Annotated in this window: 21 protein-coding genes; 10 read left to right on the forward strand and 11 right to left on the reverse strand. The window is 50.2% G+C overall.

Annotated elements, in window-relative coordinates; genetic code table 11:
- Window positions 1-12 precede the first annotated feature (12 nt).
- The 4 genes from obgE to ACJMM9_RS07160 are packed head-to-tail and all read left to right on the forward strand — an operon-like array spanning window position 13 to window position 2,999.
- A complete protein-coding gene (obgE, locus tag ACJMM9_RS07145; protein WP_012820189.1) occupies window positions 13-1,014 on the forward strand; it encodes a GTPase ObgE in 1,002 nt (333 codons plus the stop codon).
- Window positions 1,015-1,046: 32 nt separating this feature from the next.
- The gene (locus ACJMM9_RS07150) at window positions 1,047-1,397 is read left to right on the forward strand and encodes an HU family DNA-binding protein (protein ID WP_012820190.1); all 351 of its coding nucleotides are present in this window, start codon (window positions 1,047-1,049) and stop codon (window positions 1,395-1,397) included.
- On the forward strand, window positions 1,378-1,848 hold the full coding sequence (gene smpB, locus ACJMM9_RS07155; protein ID WP_012820191.1) for an SsrA-binding protein SmpB: 471 nt from the start codon (window positions 1,378-1,380) through the stop codon (window positions 1,846-1,848). The genes ACJMM9_RS07150 and smpB overlap by 20 nt, the downstream gene beginning before the upstream one ends.
- Before the next feature lie 29 nt (window positions 1,849-1,877).
- Window positions 1,878-2,999 carry an N-acetylmuramoyl-L-alanine amidase gene (locus ACJMM9_RS07160; RefSeq protein WP_405325150.1) on the forward strand — a complete coding sequence of 374 codons (1,122 nt, stop codon included), beginning with the start codon at window positions 1,878-1,880 and terminating at the stop codon, window positions 2,997-2,999.
- A gap of 121 nt (window positions 3,000-3,120) precedes the next feature.
- On the opposite strand, the gene ACJMM9_RS07165 is transcribed toward ACJMM9_RS07160, so the two are convergent.
- From ACJMM9_RS07165 to ACJMM9_RS07185, 5 genes are all read right to left on the reverse strand, one after another.
- Complete coding sequence (locus tag ACJMM9_RS07165) at window positions 3,121-4,191, reverse strand: hypothetical protein (protein ID WP_405325153.1); 1,071 nt, start codon at window positions 4,189-4,191, stop codon at window positions 3,121-3,123.
- A gap of 225 nt (window positions 4,192-4,416) precedes the next feature.
- Window positions 4,417-5,169, reverse strand: coding sequence for a hypothetical protein (locus ACJMM9_RS07170; protein WP_405325156.1), 753 nt, complete (start codon window positions 5,167-5,169; stop codon window positions 4,417-4,419).
- Between the two features lie 252 nt (window positions 5,170-5,421).
- Entirely contained in the window at window positions 5,422-6,165 is a 744-nt protein-coding gene (locus ACJMM9_RS07175) for a YebC/PmpR family DNA-binding transcriptional regulator (protein ID WP_073424666.1), read from the reverse strand.
- A 39-nt stretch (window positions 6,166-6,204) separates the two neighbouring features.
- Entirely contained in the window at window positions 6,205-6,924 is a 720-nt protein-coding gene (locus tag ACJMM9_RS07180) for a hypothetical protein (protein WP_405325159.1), read from the reverse strand.
- A gap of 29 nt (window positions 6,925-6,953) precedes the next feature.
- Window positions 6,954-8,567 (reverse strand): phosphomannomutase, encoded by a 1,614-nt coding sequence (locus ACJMM9_RS07185; RefSeq protein ID WP_088630356.1) that lies wholly within the window; start codon window positions 8,565-8,567, stop codon window positions 6,954-6,956.
- Between the two features lie 397 nt (window positions 8,568-8,964).
- Here ACJMM9_RS07185 and dapA point away from each other — a divergent pair, with 397 nt between their 5' ends.
- Both dapA and ACJMM9_RS07195 read left to right on the forward strand, forming a co-directional pair.
- Window positions 8,965-9,921 carry a 4-hydroxy-tetrahydrodipicolinate synthase gene (dapA, locus tag ACJMM9_RS07190; protein ID WP_173354547.1) on the forward strand — a complete coding sequence of 319 codons (957 nt, stop codon included), beginning with the start codon at window positions 8,965-8,967 and terminating at the stop codon, window positions 9,919-9,921.
- Between the two features lie 157 nt (window positions 9,922-10,078).
- Window positions 10,079-10,762, forward strand: a complete 684-nt coding sequence (locus tag ACJMM9_RS07195) for a hypothetical protein (RefSeq protein ID WP_405325163.1) — start codon at window positions 10,079-10,081, stop codon at window positions 10,760-10,762.
- A gap of 144 nt (window positions 10,763-10,906) precedes the next feature.
- Here ACJMM9_RS07195 and ACJMM9_RS07200 read toward each other — a convergent pair whose 3' ends face one another.
- The 3 genes from ACJMM9_RS07200 to surE all read right to left on the reverse strand — a co-directional run bounded on the left by ACJMM9_RS07200 (window position 10,907) and on the right by surE (window position 16,534).
- Window positions 10,907-12,763, reverse strand: a complete 1,857-nt coding sequence (locus tag ACJMM9_RS07200; RefSeq protein WP_405325166.1) for a glycoside hydrolase family 11 protein — start codon at window positions 12,761-12,763, stop codon at window positions 10,907-10,909.
- Between the two features lie 220 nt (window positions 12,764-12,983).
- Complete coding sequence (gene gyrA, locus ACJMM9_RS07205; RefSeq protein ID WP_405325169.1) at window positions 12,984-15,695, reverse strand: DNA gyrase subunit A; 2,712 nt, start codon at window positions 15,693-15,695, stop codon at window positions 12,984-12,986.
- Between the two features lie 50 nt (window positions 15,696-15,745).
- The gene (gene surE / locus ACJMM9_RS07210; protein WP_405325171.1) at window positions 15,746-16,534 is read right to left on the reverse strand and encodes a 5'/3'-nucleotidase SurE; all 789 of its coding nucleotides are present in this window, start codon (window positions 16,532-16,534) and stop codon (window positions 15,746-15,748) included.
- Between the two features lie 219 nt (window positions 16,535-16,753).
- On the opposite strand from surE, the gene ACJMM9_RS07215 reads away from it, so the two are divergent.
- Entirely contained in the window at window positions 16,754-17,425 is a 672-nt protein-coding gene (locus tag ACJMM9_RS07215) for a TrmH family RNA methyltransferase (protein ID WP_173355254.1), read from the forward strand.
- A gap of 90 nt (window positions 17,426-17,515) precedes the next feature.
- On the opposite strand, the gene ACJMM9_RS07220 is transcribed toward ACJMM9_RS07215, so the two are convergent.
- Window positions 17,516-18,715: a hypothetical protein gene (locus tag ACJMM9_RS07220; RefSeq protein ID WP_405325174.1), complete on the reverse strand. Its 1,200-nt coding sequence runs from the start codon at window positions 18,713-18,715 to the stop codon at window positions 17,516-17,518.
- A 208-nt stretch (window positions 18,716-18,923) separates the two neighbouring features.
- On the opposite strand from ACJMM9_RS07220, the gene ACJMM9_RS07225 reads away from it, so the two are divergent.
- The 3 genes from ACJMM9_RS07225 (at window position 18,924) to ilvD (ending at window position 22,922) form a co-directional block, all read left to right on the forward strand.
- Window positions 18,924-19,295 (forward strand): hypothetical protein, encoded by a 372-nt coding sequence (locus tag ACJMM9_RS07225; RefSeq protein WP_405325177.1) that lies wholly within the window; start codon window positions 18,924-18,926, stop codon window positions 19,293-19,295.
- A 20-nt stretch (window positions 19,296-19,315) separates the two neighbouring features.
- Complete coding sequence (locus ACJMM9_RS07230) at window positions 19,316-20,956, forward strand: RNA methyltransferase (RefSeq protein ID WP_405325180.1); 1,641 nt, start codon at window positions 19,316-19,318, stop codon at window positions 20,954-20,956.
- Window positions 20,957-21,062: 106 nt separating this feature from the next.
- Window positions 21,063-22,922, forward strand: a complete 1,860-nt coding sequence (ilvD, locus tag ACJMM9_RS07235) for a dihydroxy-acid dehydratase (protein ID WP_405325183.1) — start codon at window positions 21,063-21,065, stop codon at window positions 22,920-22,922.
- Between the two features lie 73 nt (window positions 22,923-22,995).
- Here the strand turns inward: ilvD and ACJMM9_RS07240 are convergent, their stop codons facing one another.
- Together ACJMM9_RS07240 and ACJMM9_RS07245 are read right to left on the reverse strand one after the other, a co-directional pair.
- The gene (locus ACJMM9_RS07240; protein ID WP_088640139.1) at window positions 22,996-23,292 is read right to left on the reverse strand and encodes an STAS domain-containing protein; all 297 of its coding nucleotides are present in this window, start codon (window positions 23,290-23,292) and stop codon (window positions 22,996-22,998) included.
- A 35-nt stretch (window positions 23,293-23,327) separates the two neighbouring features.
- The gene (locus ACJMM9_RS07245; protein ID WP_405325186.1) at window positions 23,328-23,741 is read right to left on the reverse strand and encodes an ATP-binding protein; all 414 of its coding nucleotides are present in this window, start codon (window positions 23,739-23,741) and stop codon (window positions 23,328-23,330) included.
- Between the last annotated feature and the right edge of the window lie 21 nt (window positions 23,742-23,762).

The raw sequence follows: 23,762 nt of genomic DNA on the forward strand, positions 1-23,762 counted from the left end.
TAAATTTGGGCTATGTTCTTAGACGAAAAAAATATTGAAGTTCGCTCCGGCAGAGGCGGTGACGGCATCTGCAGTTTCCATCGTGAAAAGTTTGTACCCCTCGGCGGTCCCGATGGCGGTGATGGCGGTCGTGGCGGTCACGTGATTTTGCAGGTGAACGAGCAGTACACCACGCTCCTCGACATGGGCAATACGCACATTTACAAGGCAAAGAGCGGTCAGCCCGGCGGCGCAAAGCGCTGCTCTGGCGCATCTGCCGAAGATTTGATCATCAGCGTTCCGCGTGGCACAATCGTCAAGGACGAACAGGGCCACATTCTCACGGACTTGACCGAACCGGGTCAGAAGTGGATTGCGGCTCGCGGCGGCAAGGGCGGCATGGGCAACCAGCATTTCGCAACCCCGAAGGTGCAAGCTCCGCGCAAGTGCACTCCGGGTGAAAAGGGCGAAGTCCGCCAGCTGTTCCTCGAACTCAAGCTCATGGCAGACGTGGGTCTCGTGGGTTTCCCGAACGCAGGCAAGTCTAGCCTCGTGAACAAGATTTCTAGCGGTCGCCCGAAGGTTGGTGATTATCCGTTTACGACGCTTGAACCGGTGCTCGGCATCGTCCAGGTGAACGGCCACAGCTTTGTGGTCGCCGATATTCCGGGTCTTTTGGAAGGCGCAAGCGAAGGCAAGGGCCTTGGCCATCAGTTCCTCAAGCACATCGAACGTACGCACACGTTGCTCTTTGTGATTGACGGCTTTGCCGAAAACGCTTACGAGCAGTTCAAGGTCTTGAAGGAAGAGCTCAAGGCATTCCACCCGAAGCTTGCCGAAAAGAACTTTGTCGTAGCCCTCAACAAGAGCGACCTCGGCATCGAAAACGCCATCAAGGAATTTAAAAAGCACCGCCAGAAAGTGGTCATCACATCGGCTGTCACTGGCGAAGGTTGCGCTGAATTGCAGCAGGCTTTGGACGCTGCAGTGCCCCATATGCACAAAAAAAGCATCGGTTGGAGCAAAAAAGCGTAACAGTTGCTTAAAATTATTGTAAATTCTTTAATATGAAGGCGACTCAGTCCAACATAACTAAGAAGGAAATCGTTGATGAAATCGCTTCCCAGACTGGATTTACGCAAGTAAAAACCAAAGTCATCGTGGAAGAACTCATCGACGCGATTTCCAATTGCGTTATCGAGGGCAACAATATCGAGTTGCGTGGATTCGGTCGCTTCAAGAATAAACAGCGCAAGGAACGCCGCACCCGGAACCCCAAAACTGGCGAACTCGTGAACATCCCCGCCAAAGTGCGCCCGGTGTTCGAACCCAGCAAGGACTTGATCGAAAAAATCAACAACGTTCCTTTCGACTTAGAAGAGGCTTTTGTCCCTAAAGATGATCAAGAAAGAATCTAGTACGCCCGTTATCCAGAACCGCAAGGCGAACCACCTCTATTTTGTAGATGAAACATTTGAAGTGGGAATCATGCTCATCGGGTCTGAAGTAAAGTCTATCCGTAACGGCAAGTGCACTCTGGGCGAAGCGTGGATTGATATCGACGAAAACAAGGATGAACTCTGGCTCGTCGGTGCGCATATCGATGAATACCTTTTCGCAAACCGTTTCAACCATTTCCCTGCACGCAGGAGAAAGCTCCTCGCCCATACGCACGAAATCCAGAAGATGCGCAAGGCGAAGGAATTGAAGGGTTGCACAATCATCCCGCTGAAGATGTACTTTAAGAACCGTATTGCAAAACTCGAAGTAGGAATATGCCGAGGCAAGGATCAACACGACAAGCGACAGGACATTCTAGTCCGCGACGCCAAGATGGAAATGGCTCGCGCCGCCAAGGCTCATCGCTAATTTTAGCTTTACTGCTAGTCGCATGTAGCTTGGCCCTCGCTGCTACGGCAAGGGTCGATGTGGAGTCTGTCGCCCGCGAAATCAAAGGTTCGTTCCACTGGTATCCGGTGCAAAAGACATTCTCGATTGTTTCTGCAAAGGACACGCTCAAATTTGCCGTCGGCATTCCGTACATGACGAGGAACGGTCGCACGGTCGATTTGTCGGCAGCGCCAGAACTCGATAACGGGCACTTGTGGATTGCGGAAAACGATGCCAAGAAAATTTCAAGTAAAGTTGCAGCAGTCTCTGTAACAAAGACCGAGACTACGCAAGCCAAAGCAAATGAAACTGCGCCAGCTAAGCCGGTTGCAAAGCCCGCCGAACAGAAACCTGCACAGCCAGTTGTCGTTAAGCCGAAGGCTCCGAAGCAAGAAATCGCAGGCACACGCGAAGTCCGTACCATCGTGATTGACCCCGGACATGGAGGCAAGGATCCCGGCGCTTCGGGCAAGAAGTCCCAAGAAAAAGATATCGTACTCGCCGTCGCAAAGCTTTTGCGCAAGAACCTCGCAGACGAAGGCTTCAACGTGAAGCTCACCCGCAGCAAGGACGTTTTTATTGAACTGCGCCAGCGTGCAAACTTGGCAAACCAGTGGGATGGCGACCTGTTCATCAGCCTGCACTGCAACGCCATTGACGCAACCGAAGAGCGCAAGAAGATTATCCAGGGTTACCAGTTCTACGTGCTGCGCGCCCCGGAAAGCGAAGAAGATAAGGCGATTGCCCGTCGTGAAAACGCAGTCGCCACGCTCTACGGCGAAAAGAACGCCAAGGACGAACTTTCACCGCTGGAATGGTTCAAGCTCGAAGCCCGCCTTGAGCAATACAAGCAGACGAGTTATCTGTTCACCGAAAAATTGCTAAACAGTTTTGAAGGCGGAAAAATCAAGAAGATGAATACAGGCGTCGGCGGTGCGGGATTCATGGTCCTCGTGGGCGCGATGATGCCGGCAGTGCTCATTGAACTTGGATTTATCAGCAACGAAGAAGACGAAGCTTACATGATGACCAAGGCAGGCCAGCAAGACCTCGCCGACCGCATTGCAAAAGCCGTCAGCAAGTACAAGGACGCCGTCCACACCTACCGCGAGACACTCGGAAGAGATTAGACGAGAGAGTCCAGACGAAAGACGAGAGAAAAAAAGGAATCCGCAAGAAATGACTGGATTCCTCGTTGCACTCGGAATGACGAGATGTTTTCGGAATGACGTGAAAGAATCTCCCCGAAAACTATTCCGCAGCCTTTGAATCTTTCTCAATGATTTTAAGGCATTCCGCAAGAACCGCATCATATTTTTTCTGATAAGTTTCAGTCGTTGCAGGAGTGCCATCATCGCAAGTCTTGGTCTTTGCAATATAGCCATTGAACCAATAAGCAGAATACCGACTCAACCAGGAATCGGATTGATCCTCATCATCCATGGTATAAGGGGCAAAGCGTCCCTTCAAAGTTTTATTCTCACGGTCCACAAGACTATTTAAATATTTTTGTTCCGATTCAGATCTGGCAATATCTTCCATGAGCCTTCTAGAAATAATCTCATACAGTTTTTTCTGAACATCGGCAAGGACATCCGTAAACAGGGCAAAATCTTCCTGCGGGCAATTTTTCACAACAACATCAGGAGCGACGCCATGAGCCTCATTATACTCCTTTTCGCTCGTATAGAATTTCTTCCCATCTAGTTTAACATCGACGTACGAGCTGTCGTTGGAACATTTCATGTCCACGAACATGCGCATCGGGCAACCGCCATACGAAATGCCATAAAGAGGTTCTTCCCGAAACAGGTCTTTAACAGCACCGCAAGACTGGAGGGCACTTTCCCATCTCGATATAATTTTTTCGGATAAAGTTGTATCTGACTTTAAATACTTTTTATAATCATCACAAGATAGACTTTCTGTACTACCGCAAGATACCATTCCCATATAAGAACTTTTATAGCAAGTCACCGAAGGATCTCTCGCCAAGACATAGTCTGCAGTTCCAGAAGAGCTTTGGGCGTTTAGGCTACTCGAAGAAAGAGATCCGCTAGACGAGCTTCCAACTTCTGCCGAACTTGCTGCGGATTCTTCAGAAGAACTTTGCTGTAGAGCATTTTCAGATGAGCTTGATGTTTGCGCTATCGTAGAACTCGAAGAATTCTCTTCTGCGTCACTTCCGCTCGCATCGGAGGAAGAATCTGGATTTGCAGCTTGCATTGCGGGAAATTGCGGATTGGAATCCGTACCGCAGCTTGCCCAAAAAAGTGATGCAACGGTCAAGTAACTCAGACGCCAAAACTTGCGGATATTCATAAAATTCTCCTTTACTCTCTAAATTATAATTTATCAAAATTGATTTTTTAAAAAGCATTCAATACAAATAAAAAACGTTGACATTCCGTCAATAAGCTCAACGGACACGAGTCGTCATCGTAAAAAAAGAACTGTCACTTTCGCAACAGTTCTGTTTTAAAATTGACTGGATCCTTCGAGGCTTTGTCGCCTCTCAGGATGACGCCGATCTCAAGAATATCAAAGTTATTTACGGACTTGCACAGAGTGCTTGCTTATGGCCGGGCGGCCAAGCAAATCAAAGTATTGATACTTTTTAATGTTCACGGCCGATCGAATTTTTCGGATTCCAATCGTCTTTTGGGGATTCACCGGAATCAAGAACAAATCTGTAACACTGTAATGGGAATCGGTAATAAAATGAATCGTATCCCCCTTGGTCTCGTATGTAATCTTCTTGAAATTTTCATCTTCAGGATCGGTACCATCATAGCAAACATTATTGTTATTCGAATCCAAATAAAGAACAGACTTGTTGCCAGAATCATCCGTAAAAAGAGTATCGTTTCGAAGAACGAAAGATCCATGAGTAGTAAAATTTTCCCCTTCATCAACACTCGTATATTCGAAACTTATCGAGTCTGCACCGGCAAAATATTTGACACTGCTATAAAATTCTCCATTATTCTTTACGACGATTTTTTTCAAGCCATCTTCTGTTGTCGTTTCTTGAGAGAAATTAAATACTTTCTTAACCGTTTTATTTTCATTCGCCATAACAATGCTATCAGGGAGATAATTTCCAGACGTGTAATACTGTTTCTTGAACCACGGTTCGGATTCCATTCCTTCCTTAGGGGTTCTATAGAGACTATCAAGAACATAGTCTCCAGGAATATCAGCTTCCAGAATTATAGTCTTGAAATAAGCCTCAACACAATTGAGGGCATTAGCGTAAATGGAAAGAGCTGCAAGAGAAAAAAGAATTTTTTTGATCATAGTCATTTCGAGGGTTAAATATTGTACAAAATATACTCATTTTACACATAAAAAAAAGAACCGCTGCCAAAGCAACAGTTCTTTAAAGGAGATTCCCTTCCGGAACCCCGGAACTTGTCCGGGGCAAGCTCAGTCCGGGATGACAAATCCTTACGGACTATTGACGCTTACGCCTTCGGCTTCAGCGTCTGTCCTTCGGCTCGGTCATGCCGGCAAGCCTGCGGTTTGCCGTCGCGACACTCGCCTTGCGGACTACTCAGCGTCCATGTCAGCTTCGTCGATTTCGGCGTTGTGGTAGACTTCCTGAACGTCGTCGTGGTCTTCGAACTTGTCGATGAGCTTGAGGAGCTTGACAGCGTCATCGTGACCGAGTTTGACCGGGTCATTCGGGACGTAGCTGAGTTCTGCGCTCATCATTTCGATACCAGCATTTTCGAGAGCCTTGGAAACGGCGTCGAAAGCTTCCGGAGATGTGGAGATCTCATGAACGCCATCTTCGGTGCTCATGTCTTCTGCGCCAGCTTCGAGGACGAGGTCCATGATCTGATCTTCCGGATACTTTTCAGCATCGACGACAATCACGCCCTTGTAGGTGAATGCCCAAGAAACGGAACCGGATTCGCCCATGGAACCGTTGTTCTTGTTGAAGATGTTACGGATTTCAGCAACCGTACGGACCTTGTTGTCGGTCATGCACTGCACCATGATAGCAATGCCTGCCGGGCCGCGTCCTTCGTACAGCGGTTCCGTCATTTCGGTACCGGAGTTAGCACCCGTACCCTTGGCAATAGCACTTTCGATGTTCTTGGTCGGAAGGCTCTGGCTCTTGGACTTGAGAATTGCAGCACGGAGACGCGGGTTAGCGTCAGGATTGCCGCCGCCGAGCTTAGCAGCGATGGAGATTTCCTTAATCAGCTTGTTCCAAGCCTTGGCACGAGCGACGTCGGTTTTGGCTTTCTTGCGTTTGGTGGTGGCCCATTTGGAGTGACCGGACATAATTTACCTCTACTTGAGTTTTGTAATAAAATTTAGTAACTATTTGCCATTCATCTTGCAGCGGCGTTTCTGCTTGGCGGTGAGCTTGCGGCTAGAGCAATCAAGGTCGTCGTGCTTTTTAGACTTGAACTTTGCCTTTTCTGCTCTTTCACGAGACCTGCGGTCCGCCTCTTCCTGAGCTTTACGCTCAGCTTCGAGGGCCTTGGCTTCACGCCTTTTCTGCTGCATATCGACAAGTTTCGTCTTGTCTATAGGAACAGCAGACGCCTTTGTAATTTCACGTTCGAACCTACCGCTCCAGATTTTACCGAGAAGCGAACCAGACTGGAGAGCATCATCCAAGATGCTCTGTGCCCAGCTGTCATTTGCAGGCGGCAAAAGCTTGAACGACAAGTTGCGAATTCTAGTCGGTTCTTCGTCGTAATAAAGCATCATGTCGAAGAAGCCCACGTTGTACTCTTCGCCATCGGAACCGGCAGCAATCTTGTCCGGTATGTAGGCAAGCACAGCGTAAAGCGCTCTATCGAAAAGTGCTGTTATAAGGACATCGGAATCTCCACCGGGAGCCTGAACTTCACCTTCCGCAAGGAATGCCCACGGAGCCACATCGACTCGGAGCCTGAACTTGTGGAAACCCTTCTCAGCTTTTTTGAGCTTGATTAAGGCGCCAGAGAAAGCCTGGAATTCCGGCTTAATGGAGCCTTCCTGCGCGAACACAAATGCACACGCAAGGAAGATGACCGTTAGAATTTTTTTCATTTCCCTAATCCAATTCGCTTAATTTATCCTTAGTTCTTGAAGAACAAAGCCTTTGCAGCTTCGAACATCGGATCCTTTTCATCCGGGTTACGGCATTCCGTATAAATACGAACCTTCGGTTCCGTACCAGACGGACGCACGAGCATCCAGGAATCGTCGTCGAAGATGACCTTCACGCCGTCGAGCGTGAGGAGCTGCTTCACGGTCTTTTCGTTGTTGCCAACCATGACCTTTGCACCCGGCTTAGCGATATCGGCAATGGCATTGACCTTAGCCTTGAGCGGTTCGCCAACGAGAGACTTGTCGACTTCGAAACCAGAACGGGTCGGATAGAAGCGGCCGTATTCTTCGTACAAAGCGTCGAGGTATTCGCCGAGGTTCTTGCCAGTTGTTGCAAGAATTTCGAGAGCGATGAGGAGGCCGAACTGAGCGTCCTTTTCAAGCGTGTTGTTGAGGCCGGAGATACCGTCAGATTCTTCGAATGCAACGAGAGCCTTCTGCTTAGCGTTGCGAGAGAGCCACGGGCGGAAGTTCTTGAAGCCCACCGGAGTTTCCATGACAGGAACGCCGAGCTTTTCAGCAATGATGTTCACGAAGTTGGAAGTAGCAACGGACTTGGCCACACAGCCCTGTTCCTTGCGCCAGGTAGCCATGTAGTGGAAAGCGATTGCACCGAACTGGTTCATATCGATTTCGCGAGTGCCGTCGTAGAAACGGATACGGTCGCCATCCGGGTCAAAGATTGCACCGAGACGGAACCAGGACTTGCTTTCGTCCAAAACCTTGCGGACCTTTTCGAGGTTCTTGCTGGACGGTTCCGGAGCGATACCGCCGAACAAAGAATCGTCTTCGTTGCGGAGCGTGATGAGGCATTCCGGATTGTCGAGGAGAGCAGCCGGACGGCGGCGGGTAGAACCGTGAACGTGGTCACACACGAGCGTGAGGCGGCCCTTCTTGATAAATTCCTTGATGCGGTCGAACTTGATCGTGCCCTGCTTCACGAGGAATTCCTTGTAAATCTTGAGGGAGTCGATAATTTCCCAGTCAACCTTGGAGACCGGTTCGAACTTCCAGGTAGCCATCATTTCGTTAGAAAGCTTGGTGATGACGTTCGTGATTTCCGGACCTGCAGGACCACCGTCTGCCGGGTTGAACTTGATGCCGTTGTAGTGGCTCGGGTTGTGGCTCGGAGTCATGTTGATGGAGCAAGCAGCGCCGAGCATTTCGATGGCAGCGGAGAATTCCGGAGTCGGCATTTCGCCACCGTAATAGACCTTCACGCCAGCCTTTGCAAACTGGTCTGCGACAGCTTCGCAGAATTCGTGACCGAGCAAGCGGTTATCATGGCCAACGACCACGCCGCGCTTCTGGAGTTCAGCAAAATCCTTGACACCCAGAGCAGCGAAAAGTTCCGGAGTTGCTTCCTTGTACAAACGCACAATAGCAGCACCGACAACCTGCAAGTTGCGGAGCGTGAATTCAGAACCGATTTCACCGCGCCAGCCGGAGGTACCAAAGCTGACCTTGGCCGGTTCCTGGGAGGTCAATGCGACCTGCTTCACGGTTTCAACCAGGTTCATATCGGTAGCCGGGTTGAATTCGGGGGACTGAATCTTTTTCCAAATCTGGGTAATGTTTTCCATAGCGGTTCCTTTGTAGTTTTAACGCGCAAAATTTAGAAAAATCCAGTAGGAAGTAGGAAGTAGACGGTAGGAAGAAACACCAAAAATAAGGGGTTACAATTCTTGTAAAAACTTAAGACACGAATTTCATTTGTTTTGAATAAATTATCAAAGATAAGCCGGGGCGTTATGGGGACGGCGTCTGAGGCCCCGTTCGAAGGGGTAGCGGAAGACCCGAAGGGGCTGAAGCGAGGGGGATACCTCCCCCACCTATTTTAAAGATTGGCGCGTCCCCTTACAGGGTCCTCGCAACGACGTTTTTCAAGCTACAACTCTTGATTTACAAGGCTTTATATTCGCCACATTTTTCTCTCGTCTTTCGTCTTTCGTCTCTCGTCTATACTATATTTAGGTTACTATGCAAATTACAAACGCTTCTCAACTTACTGGTGTTTTCCCCGCGTTGTTCACCCCGCTCAAGAACGACGATCCTAAGAACCTTCGCAACTCCATCGACTACAAGAAGATGGGGCAGATGATTGACGATGTTATTGCAGCTGGTGCTAGTGGTGTGCTCCCCGCCGTGACGACGGGCCAGAGTGCAACAGTCTCTCCGCAGCAGCACTTGGATATCATTAAGTTCACGCTCGACTACGTTGACGGTCGCGTCCCTGTGATTGCAGGCGCAGGCTCCAACTGCACGCGCGAATCTATCGAGATGATCGAAAACGTTTTGAAGATTGCTCCGGTGGCAGTCCTCTGCGTGACTGGCTACTACAACAATCCGCCGCAGGAAGGCTTGCTCAAGCACTACCAGACGCTCAGTAGCGAAACTGGCGCTAAGATTGTTATTTACAACGTTCCGGGCCGTACCTCTAGCTACGTCCATCCGGACACACTCATCGCTCTTGCCGAAGACAAGAACATCATCGGTCTCAAGCAGGCGGTTGAATTTGGTTTTGGCGAAAAGTTCCACGAAGACACGATGCGCGTCATCAAGGAAACGAAGGGCAAGGACTTCGCTGTGATGAGCGGTGAAGACGGTCTCTTTGCAGACCTCCTCGAAATGGGCGGCACGGGTATCGTGAGCGCAACGGGCAACATCCCAGAAGCTTGCAAGACTTTCGTCGACCTCTACAAGGCATTCCAGGCAGGCGACAAGGACAAGGCTCACAACTTGCAGAAGGCCGCTCGTGACTACATCGACGCCACGTTCTGCCGCAAGAACCCGATTCCTCTCGGAACGCTCTTCAACAGCCCGTTGTTCCAGCCGCTCGTAAGCGTGAAGGACACGGCTAATGGTGCTGACGCTGTCGCCCGCATCATGAAGCTCATCGACGAAAAGGCACAAAGCTTGAAGAAGTATCACATTTAGACGAAAGAACGCCGCTGCGCGGCTACAGACTAAAGACGAGAGATTGTTAAACAAGTTATTTGAATCTTTTCAAAAATTTTTCTCTCGTCTGTAGCAAAGCAACGCAGTTGCGAAGCGTTCACTCGTCTCTCGTCTATTTTTTAACAGGAGAATCACAATGGCTAAGAATGAAAAATCCGTTACCGACTTGGTCTGCGAACACATCAAGAAGCAGAAGCTTCTTCCGATTCCGGTGCAGACTCTGAACGAAGAAGCCGAAGCTACTCGCTACTTCGGCGGCGACCTCAAGGAATTCTTGGCAGCAGCCAAGACTCTCGGCGCAAAGGGAATCTTCGTTGAAACACTTTATCTGGAAGACGATGAATTTTACTACGACAGCGGCATCGATGATGAAGAATATCTCGCCATGAACGGAGACTTCAATAACGAATGCTGCTGCGGTGAAAACTGCAACTGCAAGAAGGGCGACAAGAAGAAGTCCAAGAAGGCAGAAGAAGACGATAAGGTTGACGGCGTTCTCTTGGAACCGGAAGACCTCGAAGGTCTTGACCTCTCCCTCCTCCGTCCGGAAATTGCTAAGTTCCTCGACCGCGTTGGCGAAAGCTGCGGCGTGCGCTTGACGGTTCCGGGTGTGGATCACCTCGAAGTCGAAATTTTCGCTGACTGGTACGACGAATTTGCCGAACTCGTTGACGAAGCTTCTGAAATCATCGAAGAAGATCCGAACGGCGCTCTCGAACAGGTGGAAGCCATGTTCAAGGAAGCTGAAAAGGCTGCCAAGGATGAGGACAAGAGCGTGAAGAAAATCGCTGCTCATCCGCCGAAAAAATCCAAGAAGTAATCTTCGACTTTAGACAAAGTATTGACGCGAGTTCCGTTTCGGGACTCGCGTTTTTTTTGTACGTAAGGAAAGCGGCATTCCCGAAGCATGCAAAAACGCTCCCCGAAGGGGAGCGTTTTCACAGTCTTTTGGGAGAGAAACTTATTACTTCACAAGAACGCGCTGCATGAAGCTGCCCTGCTTCACCATGTAGATGCCAGAGTTCTTGTAGTTAGACTTGAGAACCTGAGCCATAGATGCGCCGGCTTCGAGTTTTGCAATACCGAGGAAGCGACCCTGCATGTCGAACACCTGGAAATTGCCACTCTTAAGTTCCATTCTCGGAGCTGTAGCGTGAATTGCAGTCGTGCTGCTAGAAGATTTCACGGTCTTAGAAGAGCTAGACTTAGCTTCGCTAGAGCTAGATTCCGGTTCCGGCTGCGGAAGAGGATGAGCCTTGTCCGTCATCTTGAAGTAGGTCACGTCAAACGAACCCGAGCCACCACCAGCTTCAACAAGCACCTTGGCTTCGTACATCTTACCCATTTTCATACCGAGAGATTCCCACTTCTTGAAATGAGCCGTGATATCGATATGGCCACAGGAACGAGATTTCTTACGAACGCTAAAGTACTGCGGGAAGTTATCCGAATTGCCCTTGATGGACGGAGCGTTATAACGCTGATTCTGGTAAACTTCGTAGACATCACCGTCCACTTCAAATTCACCCTTCTTTTGTCCCGTAAGATTTGAACCCGGCTTGTTAAACCAGTCATCCACGATGTAGTATTCTACGAGCGGGTTAACGGTCCAACCATAGATACCGATATAGTTATAACCACCGGCACTACCCTGCTTGCTCCACTTGTAGTAAGCATCGATAGGACCGAGATCTTCATAAGTCTTATCTTCGTTGTACTTGAAACCGACACGGGCAAGGAAGTCATTGGTGCCGCTCCAGCTAGCCTTATACGTACCGTTGTCGTAGAAGGTCATGGAGTTGTTGCCGCCCTGGTACCAGATTTCGTAGTGGTAAGGAGAGCTACCGACGTTACCCGTCACGCTAGAGTTGTTCTGACCCTGAGTCGTCTTGCTGGAACCCTGGTGACCCATTTCGTCCTTGCAGGCGTCAATTGTACCAGAAACCGCGCCGCCCTTAGAGGAGCTAGACTTCGGAGCTGCTGTAGAGCTGGAACCCGGATTCACAGCGGTAGAGGAGCTAGACTTAGTCTGTCCGCCGCCATTGGAGACATAGACCTTGGCATAATTAAAATCAATCTTTCCAGAAGCGCCTTGCTGTTCAGGATACTGACCGGCTTCACCCAAGATTTTAGCTTCGTACAAAGAAGAACCAAGAGAAATACCCTTGCTCTTCCAAGCCTTGAAATGTTCCGTAATGCTGATCGTACCGCACTTACGAGCGGTGCTTCTCAAGCTGTAAATCTGCTTGAAGGGCTTATTACCTTCGATACTAGCTCTGTTGGCATCAGCCGTGAAAATTTCGTATTCGGCGCCGTCAACAGTGATTTTGCCCTGAGATGTGCCTAGCCAATTCGGTCTAGAAGCCGGGCCCCAGTTATCGACGATGTACCATTCGATCAACGGGTTTTGCATCCAACCGTAAATACCCGCATAAGCATAAGAAATAGACTTATCATTGGTAAAGGTCTTCATGCTGTAATCGGCAACAAGGTTACCGACCGAGAGAGGATCCTTGCCACTGTTCATCCCATAATAGAGACCTTCTCTGCACAGGAAGTCATCTGTATTGGAGAAAGAACATGAAAAAGAGCCGTCGGTATAGAAATCCGTGGTAGCGCTACCGCTCTTGTTCCACTGTTCATAGTGGTAATCACCTATTTGGCCAGTTTCACCCTTGTCCGAACCTGCGCCAACGCTAAAAGAAACGGTCTTTTTCGTACCAGAATGACTTGCATTACAGAAATCCTGGGCGAAAGCACCAGAGGCAAGTCCTAAAGACAGGACCAATCCAATCTTGGCTGCACTAGAAATGTTTTTCATAGTAATGATACTCCTCACATTTTAGTTATGCTTAACATAATATATTAGAGAGTATTCTAAAAAGGACTCCTGAAAAAAAAGTTTGTTGTTTAGAAAAACAACGACATTTTGTTTACAGAAAAAAGTTAAAAAGTGGCACAAAAAAAGCCCCTTCCCAAGATTTCAGGAAGAGACTTTTAAAATTTCGGGAACTAACGTTCCGCTTTCGCTAGTTTAGCGATTATTCTTCGGTTTCCGTCGGGCCGATTTCCTGCTTTTCAGCATCGTCTTTTACAACGGAATCGTCATCGACTTCAACGCCCTTGACCTTGTCGAAAGTTTCCTTGGCATCAGCGCTATCCTGTTCGATATCTTCGACGCTCGGGAGTGCAGTTGCATCCTTCACGACGTCGCCATCTCGCAGCGTAATCGCCTTGACGCCCTGGGCATTGCGGCCCGTGAGGCGTATATCGGCGGCCTTGATGCGGATGACCTGACCATCCTTACTTGTGATGATCAAATCGTAATCGTCGGCAACGCTTTCCACGAACACGGCGGCACCAATCTTGTCTGTAACGTTCAGGTTGCGGACACCCTTGCTACCACGGCGAGTCACACGGTAAGAACCCGGTTCAGAACGCTTGCCATAGCCCTTTTCGGTGATGGTCAAGATCTTATTGCCGGCCTTGAGCCACAGGAGCGAAATGACTTCGTCGCCTTCGGCGAGCGTAATGCCCTTCACGCCATGTGTGCCACGGCCCATCGAGCGGAAGCAGGTAATCGGGAACGTGACAGCCTGACCGTTCTTGGTCGCAATCATCAAGAGATCCTTCGGAATCGGGCGGTTTGCAAAGTCTTCGGCATCGCCAGATTCGGATTCTTCAGCAACAGCGGCCTCGGCAGCCTGGGCTTCAGCGGCATTTTCGACAGCTTCTGCAGAATCGTCGTCAGAAGCGTTCTTGCTGGCTTCGTATTCTTCGGCAGACATGCCCACGAGTTGGACCTTGACCAATTCATCGTCTTCGTCGAGGCTAATGGCATTGACGCCTGCCTTACGCGGACGGCTGAACAGCGTGAGGTCCATCTTGTTGATGATGCCCTTCTTGGTGGCAAATACGAGGCAGAAGTAGCCACCGAACTTACGCACCGGCACAATTGCCTGCACCTTTTCGCCTTCCGTGAGGGCGACAAAGTTCACAATCGGGCGGCCCTTGCCATTGCGGGCGCCTTCCGGCAAGCGGTAGACCTTTGTCCAGTAGACACGGCCCTTGTTCGTGAACACGAGCAAGTAGCTATGCGTGCTAGCCGTGAAGATCTGTTCCACATTGTCTTCGTCCTTGAGGCCTGCGCCGATGATACCCTTACCACCGCGGTTCTGAGCCTTAAACGTGTCGATCGGGAGGCGACGGATGTAGCCTTCCTTGCTAAGCGTGATGACCTGTTCTTCTTCGGCAATGAGGTCTTCATCATCGCTATCGTCAATAGCTTCGCCAATCGTCGTGCGGCGTTCGTCACCGTACTTGTCAACGACTGCATCGAGCTTCTGGAGCATGATGGCAACGCGGCGTTCGCGCTTTTCCAAGATGTCCTTCAAGTCAGCGACCGTAGCAATGAGTTCGTTGTATTCAGCTTCCAACTTTTCGATGTTGAGTCCGACCAACTGTGCAAGGCGCATGTCAACGATGGCCTGAGACTGGATTTCGTCAAGCGAGAAGCGGTCCTGCAAGCTCTGCTTTGCAATTTCGGTCGTCTTGCTCTGGCGAATGATCTTCACGACTTCGTCGATGTTCTGCGTTGCAACACGCAAACCTTCGATGATATGGAGGCGAGCAGCAGCCTTCTTCAAGTCGAACTGCGTTGCACGAGTAATCACATCGAGGCGGTGGTCAATGTAGACCTGCAAAAGATCCTTAAGCGTGAGGAGCTTCGGGAGGTTATTAACAAGCGCCAAGTTGTAAATGCTAAACGTCGTCTGCAGCTGCGTGTACTTGAACAAGTTATTCAAGACAACTTCACCAACAGCATCACGGCGGAGTTCAATCACAATGCGGATGTCACGGCTCGATTCATCGCGGATGTCCGTAATGCCATCGATTCGCTTGTCGCGGACAAGGTCTGCAATCTTCTTGCAAAGTTCGGCCTTGTTCACCATGTACGGAATTTCGGTGACAATGATACGCGGCTTGCCCTTTGCATCCGTTTCAATTTCGGTACGAGCGCGCACACGCACACGGCCATGACCCGTGAGGTAAGCTTCACGAATACCAGAACGGCCACAGACAATAGCACCTGTCGGGAAGTCCGGGCCCTTCACATATTCCATCAATTCTTCACCGGTGATGTCCGGATTTTCGGCCATAGCGTGAATGGCAGCACCGACTTCGCGCAAGTTGTGCGGAGCCATGTTCGTTGCCATACCCACAGCAATACCCGACGTTCCGTTCACAATCATGTTCGGAAGCGCAGACGGGAGCACCAGCGGTTCTTCGAGAGATTCATCGTAGTTCGGGCCCATGTCGACAGTTTCTTTTTCAAGATCTTCGAGCATGAGAGCGCCGAGGTTATTCATCTTCGCTTCGGTGTAACGCATGGCAGCCGGGCTGTCACCGTCGATAGAACCGAAGTTACCCTGACCAAACACCAGCGGATAACGCAGCGAGAAGTCCTGCGCCATACGTGCAAGAGTTTCATAAACAGCAGAGTCACCATGCGGGTGATACTTACCGATAACATCACCCACGATACGGGCGGACTTGACCGTTCCCTTGTTCGGAACCACGCCCAGCTTGTGCATACTGTACATCACGCGGCGGTGCACGGGCTTAAAGCCATCGCGCGCATCCGGCAATGCACGAGCGACAATAACGCTCATCGAGTAGCGAAGATAGCAGTCCTGCATGTCTTGTTCGACAAGACTCTTGAACTGCGATCCAGGTACCATTTCTTCTGACATTAGTTAACCTCTATAGTAGGAAGTAGACAGTAGGAAGTAGGAAGTTTTTCCTAAATCATGCCGCCGCCTTCTAACATTTCACTTATCACTTTCAAACTTTCTTCATCGGTCTGGTCTATGCGGTGCGGTGTGATTGTCGCATAGCCCTTATCTAGCAAGTTGTCATCCGAACCCTCGGGAGCCATCGACCACAGCTTTTCGCCATCCAAGAACCACAAGCCATCCTTGTGATCGTAGTGGTCGGTAAACATTCCACGATCCATCGTGCAAGCCTTAAATCCAAGGAATTCATCATCCTTGATCTTCGGGAAATTCACATTCCAGAAGACGCCCCTGGAGATTTTCTTGAACAACTTTTCGGAAACAATCTTACGTGCAAAATCAATCGCCACCTGCAACAGGTTGCCTTTCAATCCACGGAGCGAAAGCGCCACTGCAGGTACACCCCAAAGGGCGGCTTCGCGGGCGCCGGCAACTGTCCCCGAATATAGCGACGACACACCAGAATTTTCGCCCACATTGACTCCCGAAAAACAGACATCAAAGCCTTCGGGAACAATCGTGTTATCATCAAGTCCGTAATTGGCAAAATGCCCTATGGCAAACTTCACACAGTCTGCCGGAGTGCCCGAAACCGAGTAAACCTCGTACGGCAACTTCGCTTTCCCCGGAACAGCTTCGACATGCTGAATGCGCAACCCGCGACGAATCGTAAAGGCGTGACCGACACCACTCTGTTCGTCTTCAGGAGCAAAGACATAGACATCGGAAACCTCGCTCAAAGCAAGAGCGAGAGCATGCAGATTGACACTACCAACGCCATCGTCGTTAGTGATCAAGACCCTAGTTTTCCGTAATTGTTCCATTTATATGCAATTTAGAAAAACGGGTGATAAAATTGTTTCAAAATCCTTAAAAACACGCGTAAAAAAGCCATTTTTGAGCCGTTTAAAGGGTAATTTTCTATCATTTCAAACATGTACACGGAACCTAAATTTTTAGCTATGAAAGAGCCTTCAAAATTCAAGAGGCTCGCAGAACTTTTACGAGTCATAATTTTGCAATTAGGCGACGATGTTCCTCGCGCCCGCCGAGAATTCGAGACCTACACCGAATGGCTCCACTTGCCCGAATCCGAGAGATTGACAGGCAAGAACCAGGCGCAAATGATCGACTTGTACAAGACGTTCCGCACCCGCGCAGGGCTTGGCTTTGAACGCGACGTATACCTGGAACAGGAACCGGGCGACCGCGAAGTTGCAAACGAAAAGCCCATCCAATTCGCCGTACTCGTGCACAATCTGCGAAGCGCATTCAACGTAGGCTCCATCATCCGCAGCACCGACTGTTTCGGACTCGAAGGCGTACACCTCAGCGGCTACAGCTGTAGCCCCGATCATGTGACCGTCAAAAGCGCAGCACGCGGCTGTCAGGAATGGATCCCCATCAAGCGCTGGGATAGCCCTTTCGATTGCATCAAATGGCACAAGGAAAACGGCTACGAAATCATCGCCCTTGAAACAGGCGAAGATATCCCGAGCATAAACAACGTAAAATGGCCCGAAAAAGGTCTCATCGTGCTTGGCAACGAAGAACTCGGCATCGCTCCGGAAATCATGGCAGAGGCAACCATGAAAGTGACCATTCCGATGGCAGGCCGCAAAGCTAGCATGAACGTCGCCGGCGCATTCGCCATCATGGCATTCTGCCTCCGCAGTAACGCGAAGTAAAAAGCATTTTTCGCTAATAGCAAAAGCCGCAGCATCAAAGCTGCGGCAATTTTCGTAAAACCCGACGAACGGGCACAAACTTTTCTAAAACTACTTTGCCGGAGCAAGAGCCTTCACGGCATCGGTCAAGCGGTCAATAGCCTTGATGAGTTCATCCATCTTGGCATCGCTTACACCGCCGGCAATGGCAGCAGCAGTCGCATTCACAGCCGATTCAACAGCCTTAGCAGCCGGAGCAGCGCTCACAGGGACCTTACCAAACCAGATATCTGGCCAGCGGTCATTACCACTGTTGTATGTAATACGCGTTGCCGTTTCAACCGGTTCGCCAATCTTCCAGATATAAAGTTCGTAGTCGAACAAGTCGTGGTCGTGGCCCTTGTCCGTTGCGCCCCACACAAGCCACTTGCCATCCGGCGAGAGGCGCGGGAAGTATTCATGGCTGCGACGACCCGGCAAGTCCATCAGCTTCACGTTCTTCGGGATGCCGAAGAAGCCGACCTTTTCGACCTGCTTACCGTCCTTAGCCGTGAACCACAAAATTTCACTCGGGGCAGCCGTACCACCATTACCCGTAGGGTTCACGCGGTAGAGCTTGGAGCCATCGAAATTCCAGTCGATCTGGCAACCGTCACCGGACTTGGTCCAAGCATTCTTAGCCAAGTCCCACACGCCCGTTTCACGCATCGAACCGCGAAGCGTAATCGCAAGGTGCTTGCCATCCGGGCTCATGTTCGGTTCCTGCAAAATCACGCCGGCCTTATTGAAAGCCTTTTCGCCATCAAGCACGAGCGTTTCCTTTTTGCTTGCGAGGTCCATCGTAAAGACCTTGCCGGCACGGCTAAACACAATGGACTTGCCATCCGGGCGCCAGGTTCCCCACGTGGCGTTTTCGACAATCTTCGTCTCGTTTGTACCGTCAATGCCGACAGTCCACAAGTCCCACTTTTCCGGGTAGTTGGCATCGTTTTCGGGAACCCAGCCACCCTTGCTGCGGTTAAAAAGGACCTTCGAACCATCCGGAGCAATACGCGGGAACCAGTCCACATTATTGCTCTTGGTCAGCGCACGGGCATTCGTCCCGTCAGCATTCATAATCCAAATATCGTGGAGTGAATTTGCACGGCTCGTAGACCAGACAATAGCGCCTTCGAGCTTTCCCTTCAAAGCATCGAGAGCCTTCTGTTCCTCAGGAGTCGGGTCAACAGACGCACCCACGGGAGCGCCCTGTGCAGCAAAAGCAGATACGGCCAAAAAGCCAATTGCGGAAATCAAAGCAAACTTTTTCATAATCATGTTTTAAAGATAGCAACACAATAAAAAATGTGGAATAGAACACTTTTTAAAGTATCTCAATTTAGCTCAACACGCAAATAAGTTTTTTGTAAGATTTCAGAAAAACAAAAAGAACGCAAAGAGAACATTTAATGTTATTAAAAGCTTTTTTCGCAACCGCTAAAAGAAATGTCAATATAGATTTACAATTCGAGGAAAGATTATGAAGTTACAAATTGTCAGATGCATACTGTTTGCAGGCATACTTGCTACTGCGTGGAACTGCTCCGAAAGTTCAGCGACACAAGACAGCGCATCAAATAACACTTCAAGTCTTCAAATACCGCAGAACATCGTCGTGAGCGAACCGAGTTATTTTTACCAGCTCGGATCCAATTACTACGTCATCGCGCCTACAACAATGACCGTAAGCGACGGTTCCGGGAAAGTCATCGGCACATTCAACACATCCACAGGCGCCATCATGTCGCTCTCTGGAGAAATCATCGCCATCAACCTGGACTTGAGCAAAATGCCCGTTGTCGCCCCGGCCGCACCCGCCAAGACATTGATTGCCGTTGACCTGGACTCCTAGCAATTTTTATATTGCAGTCCATGAGTGACGCCCTCGAAAAACGCATCAAGAAACACATCATCGGAAAGCCCCATCGCTTTTTAGCCATTTCTCCGCTTGGCTTTGAACAAACGCTTGCGAGAGAACTTGATTGCATTTTAGGAGAAAGCGCAACAGAACTGCCGCACGTCACTGGAGACGGCAAAGTCGAGTTCACCACAAAACTGACCGAAGCGTGGAAAGCAGTCGCCATAAGCCGCGTCGCAAACCGTGTGCTCATGGAAGTCGCAAGCTTCAAAGCCGAGAACTTCCGCGAACTCGAAAAGAAAGCAAGCGAAATCCCGTGGGAACTTTATTTAAAATTCGGAATTAGGAATTCGGATTTCGGAATTAACGACAATCAGTCATCCTCGACCGTCAGGGAGGGGATCCATAATTTATCGGATTACATTTGCGAAGGGAATCCAATCAACGCATTAAACATCCACGTTACATGCAAACATTCCCGTCTGTACCACAGCGACGCCATCGCCGAAAGGTTGTACAACATAATTAAAGGGGTAAGCCTCCCCCTCGCTCCATCTAGACGAGAGAACGACCCTTCGGCCTTACAGACGAAAGACGAGAGAAAAACACCCATTCGTCTCTCGTCTACAAGCGAAGCGAACTCTCGTCTAGATTACACTACCCCCTCTGCGGGGACACCCCGCAACGCCCCGATGCAAAACGAGAATCGCGGCACACCTCAAAATCTTTACGTCAACTTCCTAGACGACCGCTGCACCATCTGGCTAGACCTCGCCGGCGAAGAACTCTACAAGCGCGGCTTTGAACGTTTCGTGAACGACGCCCCGCTCAAAGAAACCATCGCCTCCGCGATGCTCTTCGAAGCACTCCACATAAACAGCCAACTACCAAATTTACAAGATGTCACCCCGGACTCCGTTCCGGGGCCACCATACACAATACTCGACCTCATGGCTGGCAGTGGCACGTTCAGCCTCGAATCCGCCTGCATTGCAAACAAAATCATTCCCGGCACGTGCCGCGATTTCGCACTCAAGCACCAGCCCGCCTTCAAAGAAGCCACGTGGAATTTTATTACGCGCAGCGCCACCCAGAATGATACCAAAAATAACGTTTCCGCACCCGTCACCCTGAGCGAAGTGAAGGGTCCAGTAACGTCTCGTAATGCGACAAAGCATCCCATCATCGCAAAAATCGTCACAAGCGACATTTCCGAACGCGCGGTAAGCATCATCAAGCACAACATCGAATGTAGCCCACTCGCAAACATTTCGCCTGCGCCCATCGCACCGCAACTCCGCGACTTTTTCAGCTACACCGCCAAAGAAATTGTAGACGCCTGCGACGACGCCTCGCCCATTCTCGTGCTGAACCCGCCCTACGGCAAACGCCTTGATTTCGACGCGCCCAAGCTTTACACGCAAATCGGCAAAAAGCTAACGGAACTTTCGCACGACCTACATAACCTCGGCAAATCACTCACAGTCGCCATCCTCGCTCCCAAAGACGACACCCGCGACGGCGCCAAGTACACTTGCACCGCAAACCTTTTGCGCGAATGCCCCGCCCTTTCACCAGAGCACTCCCCGACCGCGAAAGTCATCCAAACAAGCCACGGCGGCTTTAGCCTCAACGCCTTCTTTGCAACAATCTAGGCGCCTTGCGTTTTTCAATACAACAATTAATTTTCTAACTTATAACCGAAATTTAAGGTGACATGCATTATGTCGCCGGAATTATTAAAGACAAAAAAGGATCATTATGCCGAAACTTCGTTCGCTCAAGACTATGGAAGGCCGCGAAATGGCCGGTGCACGTGCCCTTTGGCACGCAACAGGAACCAAGGTAGAAGACTTTGGTAAGCCCGTCATTTGCGTGGTGAACAGCTACACCCAGTTTGTTCCGGGTCACGTTCATCTCAAGGATGTTGGTCAGGTTGTCGCACGTGCGATCGAAGCTGCCGGCGGTGTCGCCAAGGAAATGAACACCATCGCCGTTGACGACGGTATCGCCATGGGCCACGATGGCATGCTCTACAGCTTGCCGAGCCGCGACCTCATTGCTGACGCCACCGAATACATGGCCAACGCCCACCGCGCAGACGCACTCGTGTGCATCTCTAACTGCGACAAGGTGACTCCGGGTATGCTCATGGCCGCCATGCGCCTCAACATTCCGGCAATCTTCGTTTCTGGCGGCCCGATGGAAGCTGGCCACGTCACGACGAAGGACGGCAAGGACCGCGCCCTCGACTTGATCGACGCCATGATCGATTCTGCAGACAACACCATCAGCGATGAAGAAGTGGCAGACATCGAAGCAAACGCTTGCCCGACTTGCGGTTCCTGCTCCGGCATGTTCACCGCAAACTCTATGAACTCCCTTACTGAAGCCCTCGGCCTTAGCCTCCCGGGCAACGGCACCATCGTCGCAACGCACGCCGAACGCAAGAAGCTCTTCGAAGCTGCCGGTAAGCGCATCGTGGAACTCTGCCACCAGTATTACGATTTGAACGACGAAAGCATCCTCCCGCGCAGCATCGCCACGAAGGACGCCTTCGAAAACGCCATGCGCCTCGACATCGCCATGGGTGGTTCTTCTAACACCGTTCTCCACTTGCTCGCCGTCGCTCAGGAAGCTGGCGTGGACTTCACCATGAAGGACATCGACCGCCTCTCCCGCAACACGCCGTGCATCTGCAAGGTCGCTCCGACCGTCCACAACATCCACGTTGAAAACGTGAACCGCGCAGGCGGCATCATGGGTATCATCGGTGAACTCGACCGCATGGGTCTCATCCACAAGAGTGCAAAGACTGTTCACGCCGCTACGATGGGCGATGCTCTCGAAGCAAACGACATCAAGCGTAATCCGACTGCCGAAGCCAAGCAGCGCTACCTCGCAGGTCCGGGCCGCAAGTACAACATCGAAGCATTCTCCCAGAACTTCATGTACCCGGATCACGACCTCGACCGCGCAAATGGCGCTATCCGCGATGGCGAACATGCTTACACCAAGGACGGCGGCCTCGCTGTTCTTTACGGTAACCTCGCTATCGACGGCTGCATCGTGAAGACCGCAGGCGTTGACGAATCCATTCTCAAGTTCACCGGTCCGGCAGTCGTATTCGAAAGCCAGGAAGATGCCGTCAAGGGCATTCTCGACCCGAACGTTGTGAAGGCTGGCGACGTCGTCGTCATCCGTTACGAAGGCCCGAAGGGTGGCCCGGGCATGCAGGAAATGCTCTACCCGACCTCTTACCTCAAGAGCCGTCACCTCGGCAAGCTCTGCGCTCTCCTCACCGACGGTCGTTTCTCCGGCGGTACAAGCGGTCTCTCCATTGGCCACGCTTCTCCGGAAGCCGCCAACAAGGGTAACATCGGTCTCGTGCACACAGGCGACGTCATCGAAATCGACATCCCGAACCGTACCATCAACGTAGAACTCACCGACGAAGAACTCGCCGCCCGTCGCCAGGAAATGGAATCCCGTGGCGCCAAGGCATGGAAACCAGAGAACCGCAACCGCGTCGTGTCCAAGGCACTCCAGGCATACGCCGCCATGGCATCCAGCGCAGATAAAGGTGCTGTCAGAGATCTATCTCTGATTGGCGTAAAGTAAGGGTAATCCTTTTTATACAAAAAACGGCACCGCGCAGGTGCCGTTTTTTCATCCATACAAATTCTAAACCAAACTATACGACAGTCAAAATGTCCGAGAATCCCGTCACCTCAAAAATTTCCTTGATTTCATCGCAGACATTCTTGATAGTCATCTTGCCTTGCTTGTTCATAATCTTCTGGGCAGAAAGCAACACGCGCAATCCCGCCGAAGAAATATAAGTCAACTTGGCAAAATCAAATTCCAAATCAACAACCCCATCCAGCTTCCCCTGAATTTCAGATTCAAGCAAAGGAGCGGTCATTGTGTCCAGACGCCCTTCTAGAGCGAAAGACATATTGGAGCCATCTACTTTTTTTTCGATTTTCATTATAGCCTCTCTTTGTATTTTAAATCAACAATAAATTAACCCAATTTTTTGACAACGGTTAAAATATTCTTCTGACCATCACGTTTATACTCAACACCATCCATAATTTTTTTTACGAGGAATATTCCAAGTCCTCCAATTTCACGGTCCTCTGCAGAAAGTGAAACATCCGGATCTGTTTTCTTTAACGGATCGTATTCCACCCCATCATCAATAAAAGTGAGCTTTGCTGTCAGCACATCCGCATTCACATTCAGGATCAACTTCATATTCGAAGAACCTGAATAACGAACAACATTGCTGAACAGCTCATCGATGGCAACGCCAATCTGCATGAGAGCCTTTGGCGAAGGATGAAGCGGCTCCAGGGAGCTTTCAACAAAATCCGTCAAAGTTCTAACATTTTCAAATTTTGAATCTACGACGATTTCTTTAACCCAATTCTGCATATTACCAGCCAAAAGTTTCGT

It is taken from the genome of Fibrobacter sp., assembly GCF_045112255.1.
Classification (GTDB): domain Bacteria; phylum Fibrobacterota; class Fibrobacteria; order Fibrobacterales; family Fibrobacteraceae; genus Fibrobacter.

Excerpts from the sequence above, each read along its gene's own strand:
- ACJMM9_RS07225 (WP_405325177.1), top strand. The coding sequence starts at position 18,924 with ATGAAGTTACAAATTGTCAGATGCATACTGTTTGCAGGCATACTTGCT.
- ACJMM9_RS07245 (WP_405325186.1), bottom strand. The coding sequence starts at position 23,741 with ATGCAGAATTGGGTTAAAGAAATCGTCGTAGATTCAAAATTTGAAAAT.
- dapA (WP_173354547.1), top strand. The coding sequence starts at position 8,965 with ATGCAAATTACAAACGCTTCTCAACTTACTGGTGTTTTCCCCGCGTTG.
- ACJMM9_RS07220 (WP_405325174.1), bottom strand. The coding sequence starts at position 18,715 with ATGAAAAAGTTTGCTTTGATTTCCGCAATTGGCTTTTTGGCCGTATCT.
- ACJMM9_RS07165 (WP_405325153.1), bottom strand. The coding sequence starts at position 4,191 with ATGAATATCCGCAAGTTTTGGCGTCTGAGTTACTTGACCGTTGCATCA.
- ACJMM9_RS07200 (WP_405325166.1), bottom strand. The coding sequence starts at position 12,763 with ATGAAAAACATTTCTAGTGCAGCCAAGATTGGATTGGTCCTGTCTTTA.
- ACJMM9_RS07180 (WP_405325159.1), bottom strand. The coding sequence starts at position 6,924 with ATGAAAAAAATTCTAACGGTCATCTTCCTTGCGTGTGCATTTGTGTTC.
- gyrA (WP_405325169.1), bottom strand. The coding sequence starts at position 15,695 with ATGTCAGAAGAAATGGTACCTGGATCGCAGTTCAAGAGTCTTGTCGAA.
- ACJMM9_RS07240 (WP_088640139.1), bottom strand. The coding sequence starts at position 23,292 with ATGAAAATCGAAAAAAAAGTAGATGGCTCCAATATGTCTTTCGCTCTA.
- ACJMM9_RS07170 (WP_405325156.1), bottom strand. The coding sequence starts at position 5,169 with ATGATCAAAAAAATTCTTTTTTCTCTTGCAGCTCTTTCCATTTACGCT.
- smpB (WP_012820191.1), top strand. The coding sequence starts at position 1,378 with ATGATCAAGAAAGAATCTAGTACGCCCGTTATCCAGAACCGCAAGGCG.
- ACJMM9_RS07175 (WP_073424666.1), bottom strand. The coding sequence starts at position 6,165 with ATGTCCGGTCACTCCAAATGGGCCACCACCAAACGCAAGAAAGCCAAA.
- ACJMM9_RS07195 (WP_405325163.1), top strand. The coding sequence starts at position 10,079 with ATGGCTAAGAATGAAAAATCCGTTACCGACTTGGTCTGCGAACACATC.
- ACJMM9_RS07185 (WP_088630356.1), bottom strand. The coding sequence starts at position 8,567 with ATGGAAAACATTACCCAGATTTGGAAAAAGATTCAGTCCCCCGAATTC.
- obgE (WP_012820189.1), top strand. The coding sequence starts at position 13 with ATGTTCTTAGACGAAAAAAATATTGAAGTTCGCTCCGGCAGAGGCGGT.
- ilvD (WP_405325183.1), top strand. The coding sequence starts at position 21,063 with ATGCCGAAACTTCGTTCGCTCAAGACTATGGAAGGCCGCGAAATGGCC.
- ACJMM9_RS07230 (WP_405325180.1), top strand. The coding sequence starts at position 19,316 with ATGAGTGACGCCCTCGAAAAACGCATCAAGAAACACATCATCGGAAAG.
- ACJMM9_RS07150 (WP_012820190.1), top strand. The coding sequence starts at position 1,047 with ATGAAGGCGACTCAGTCCAACATAACTAAGAAGGAAATCGTTGATGAA.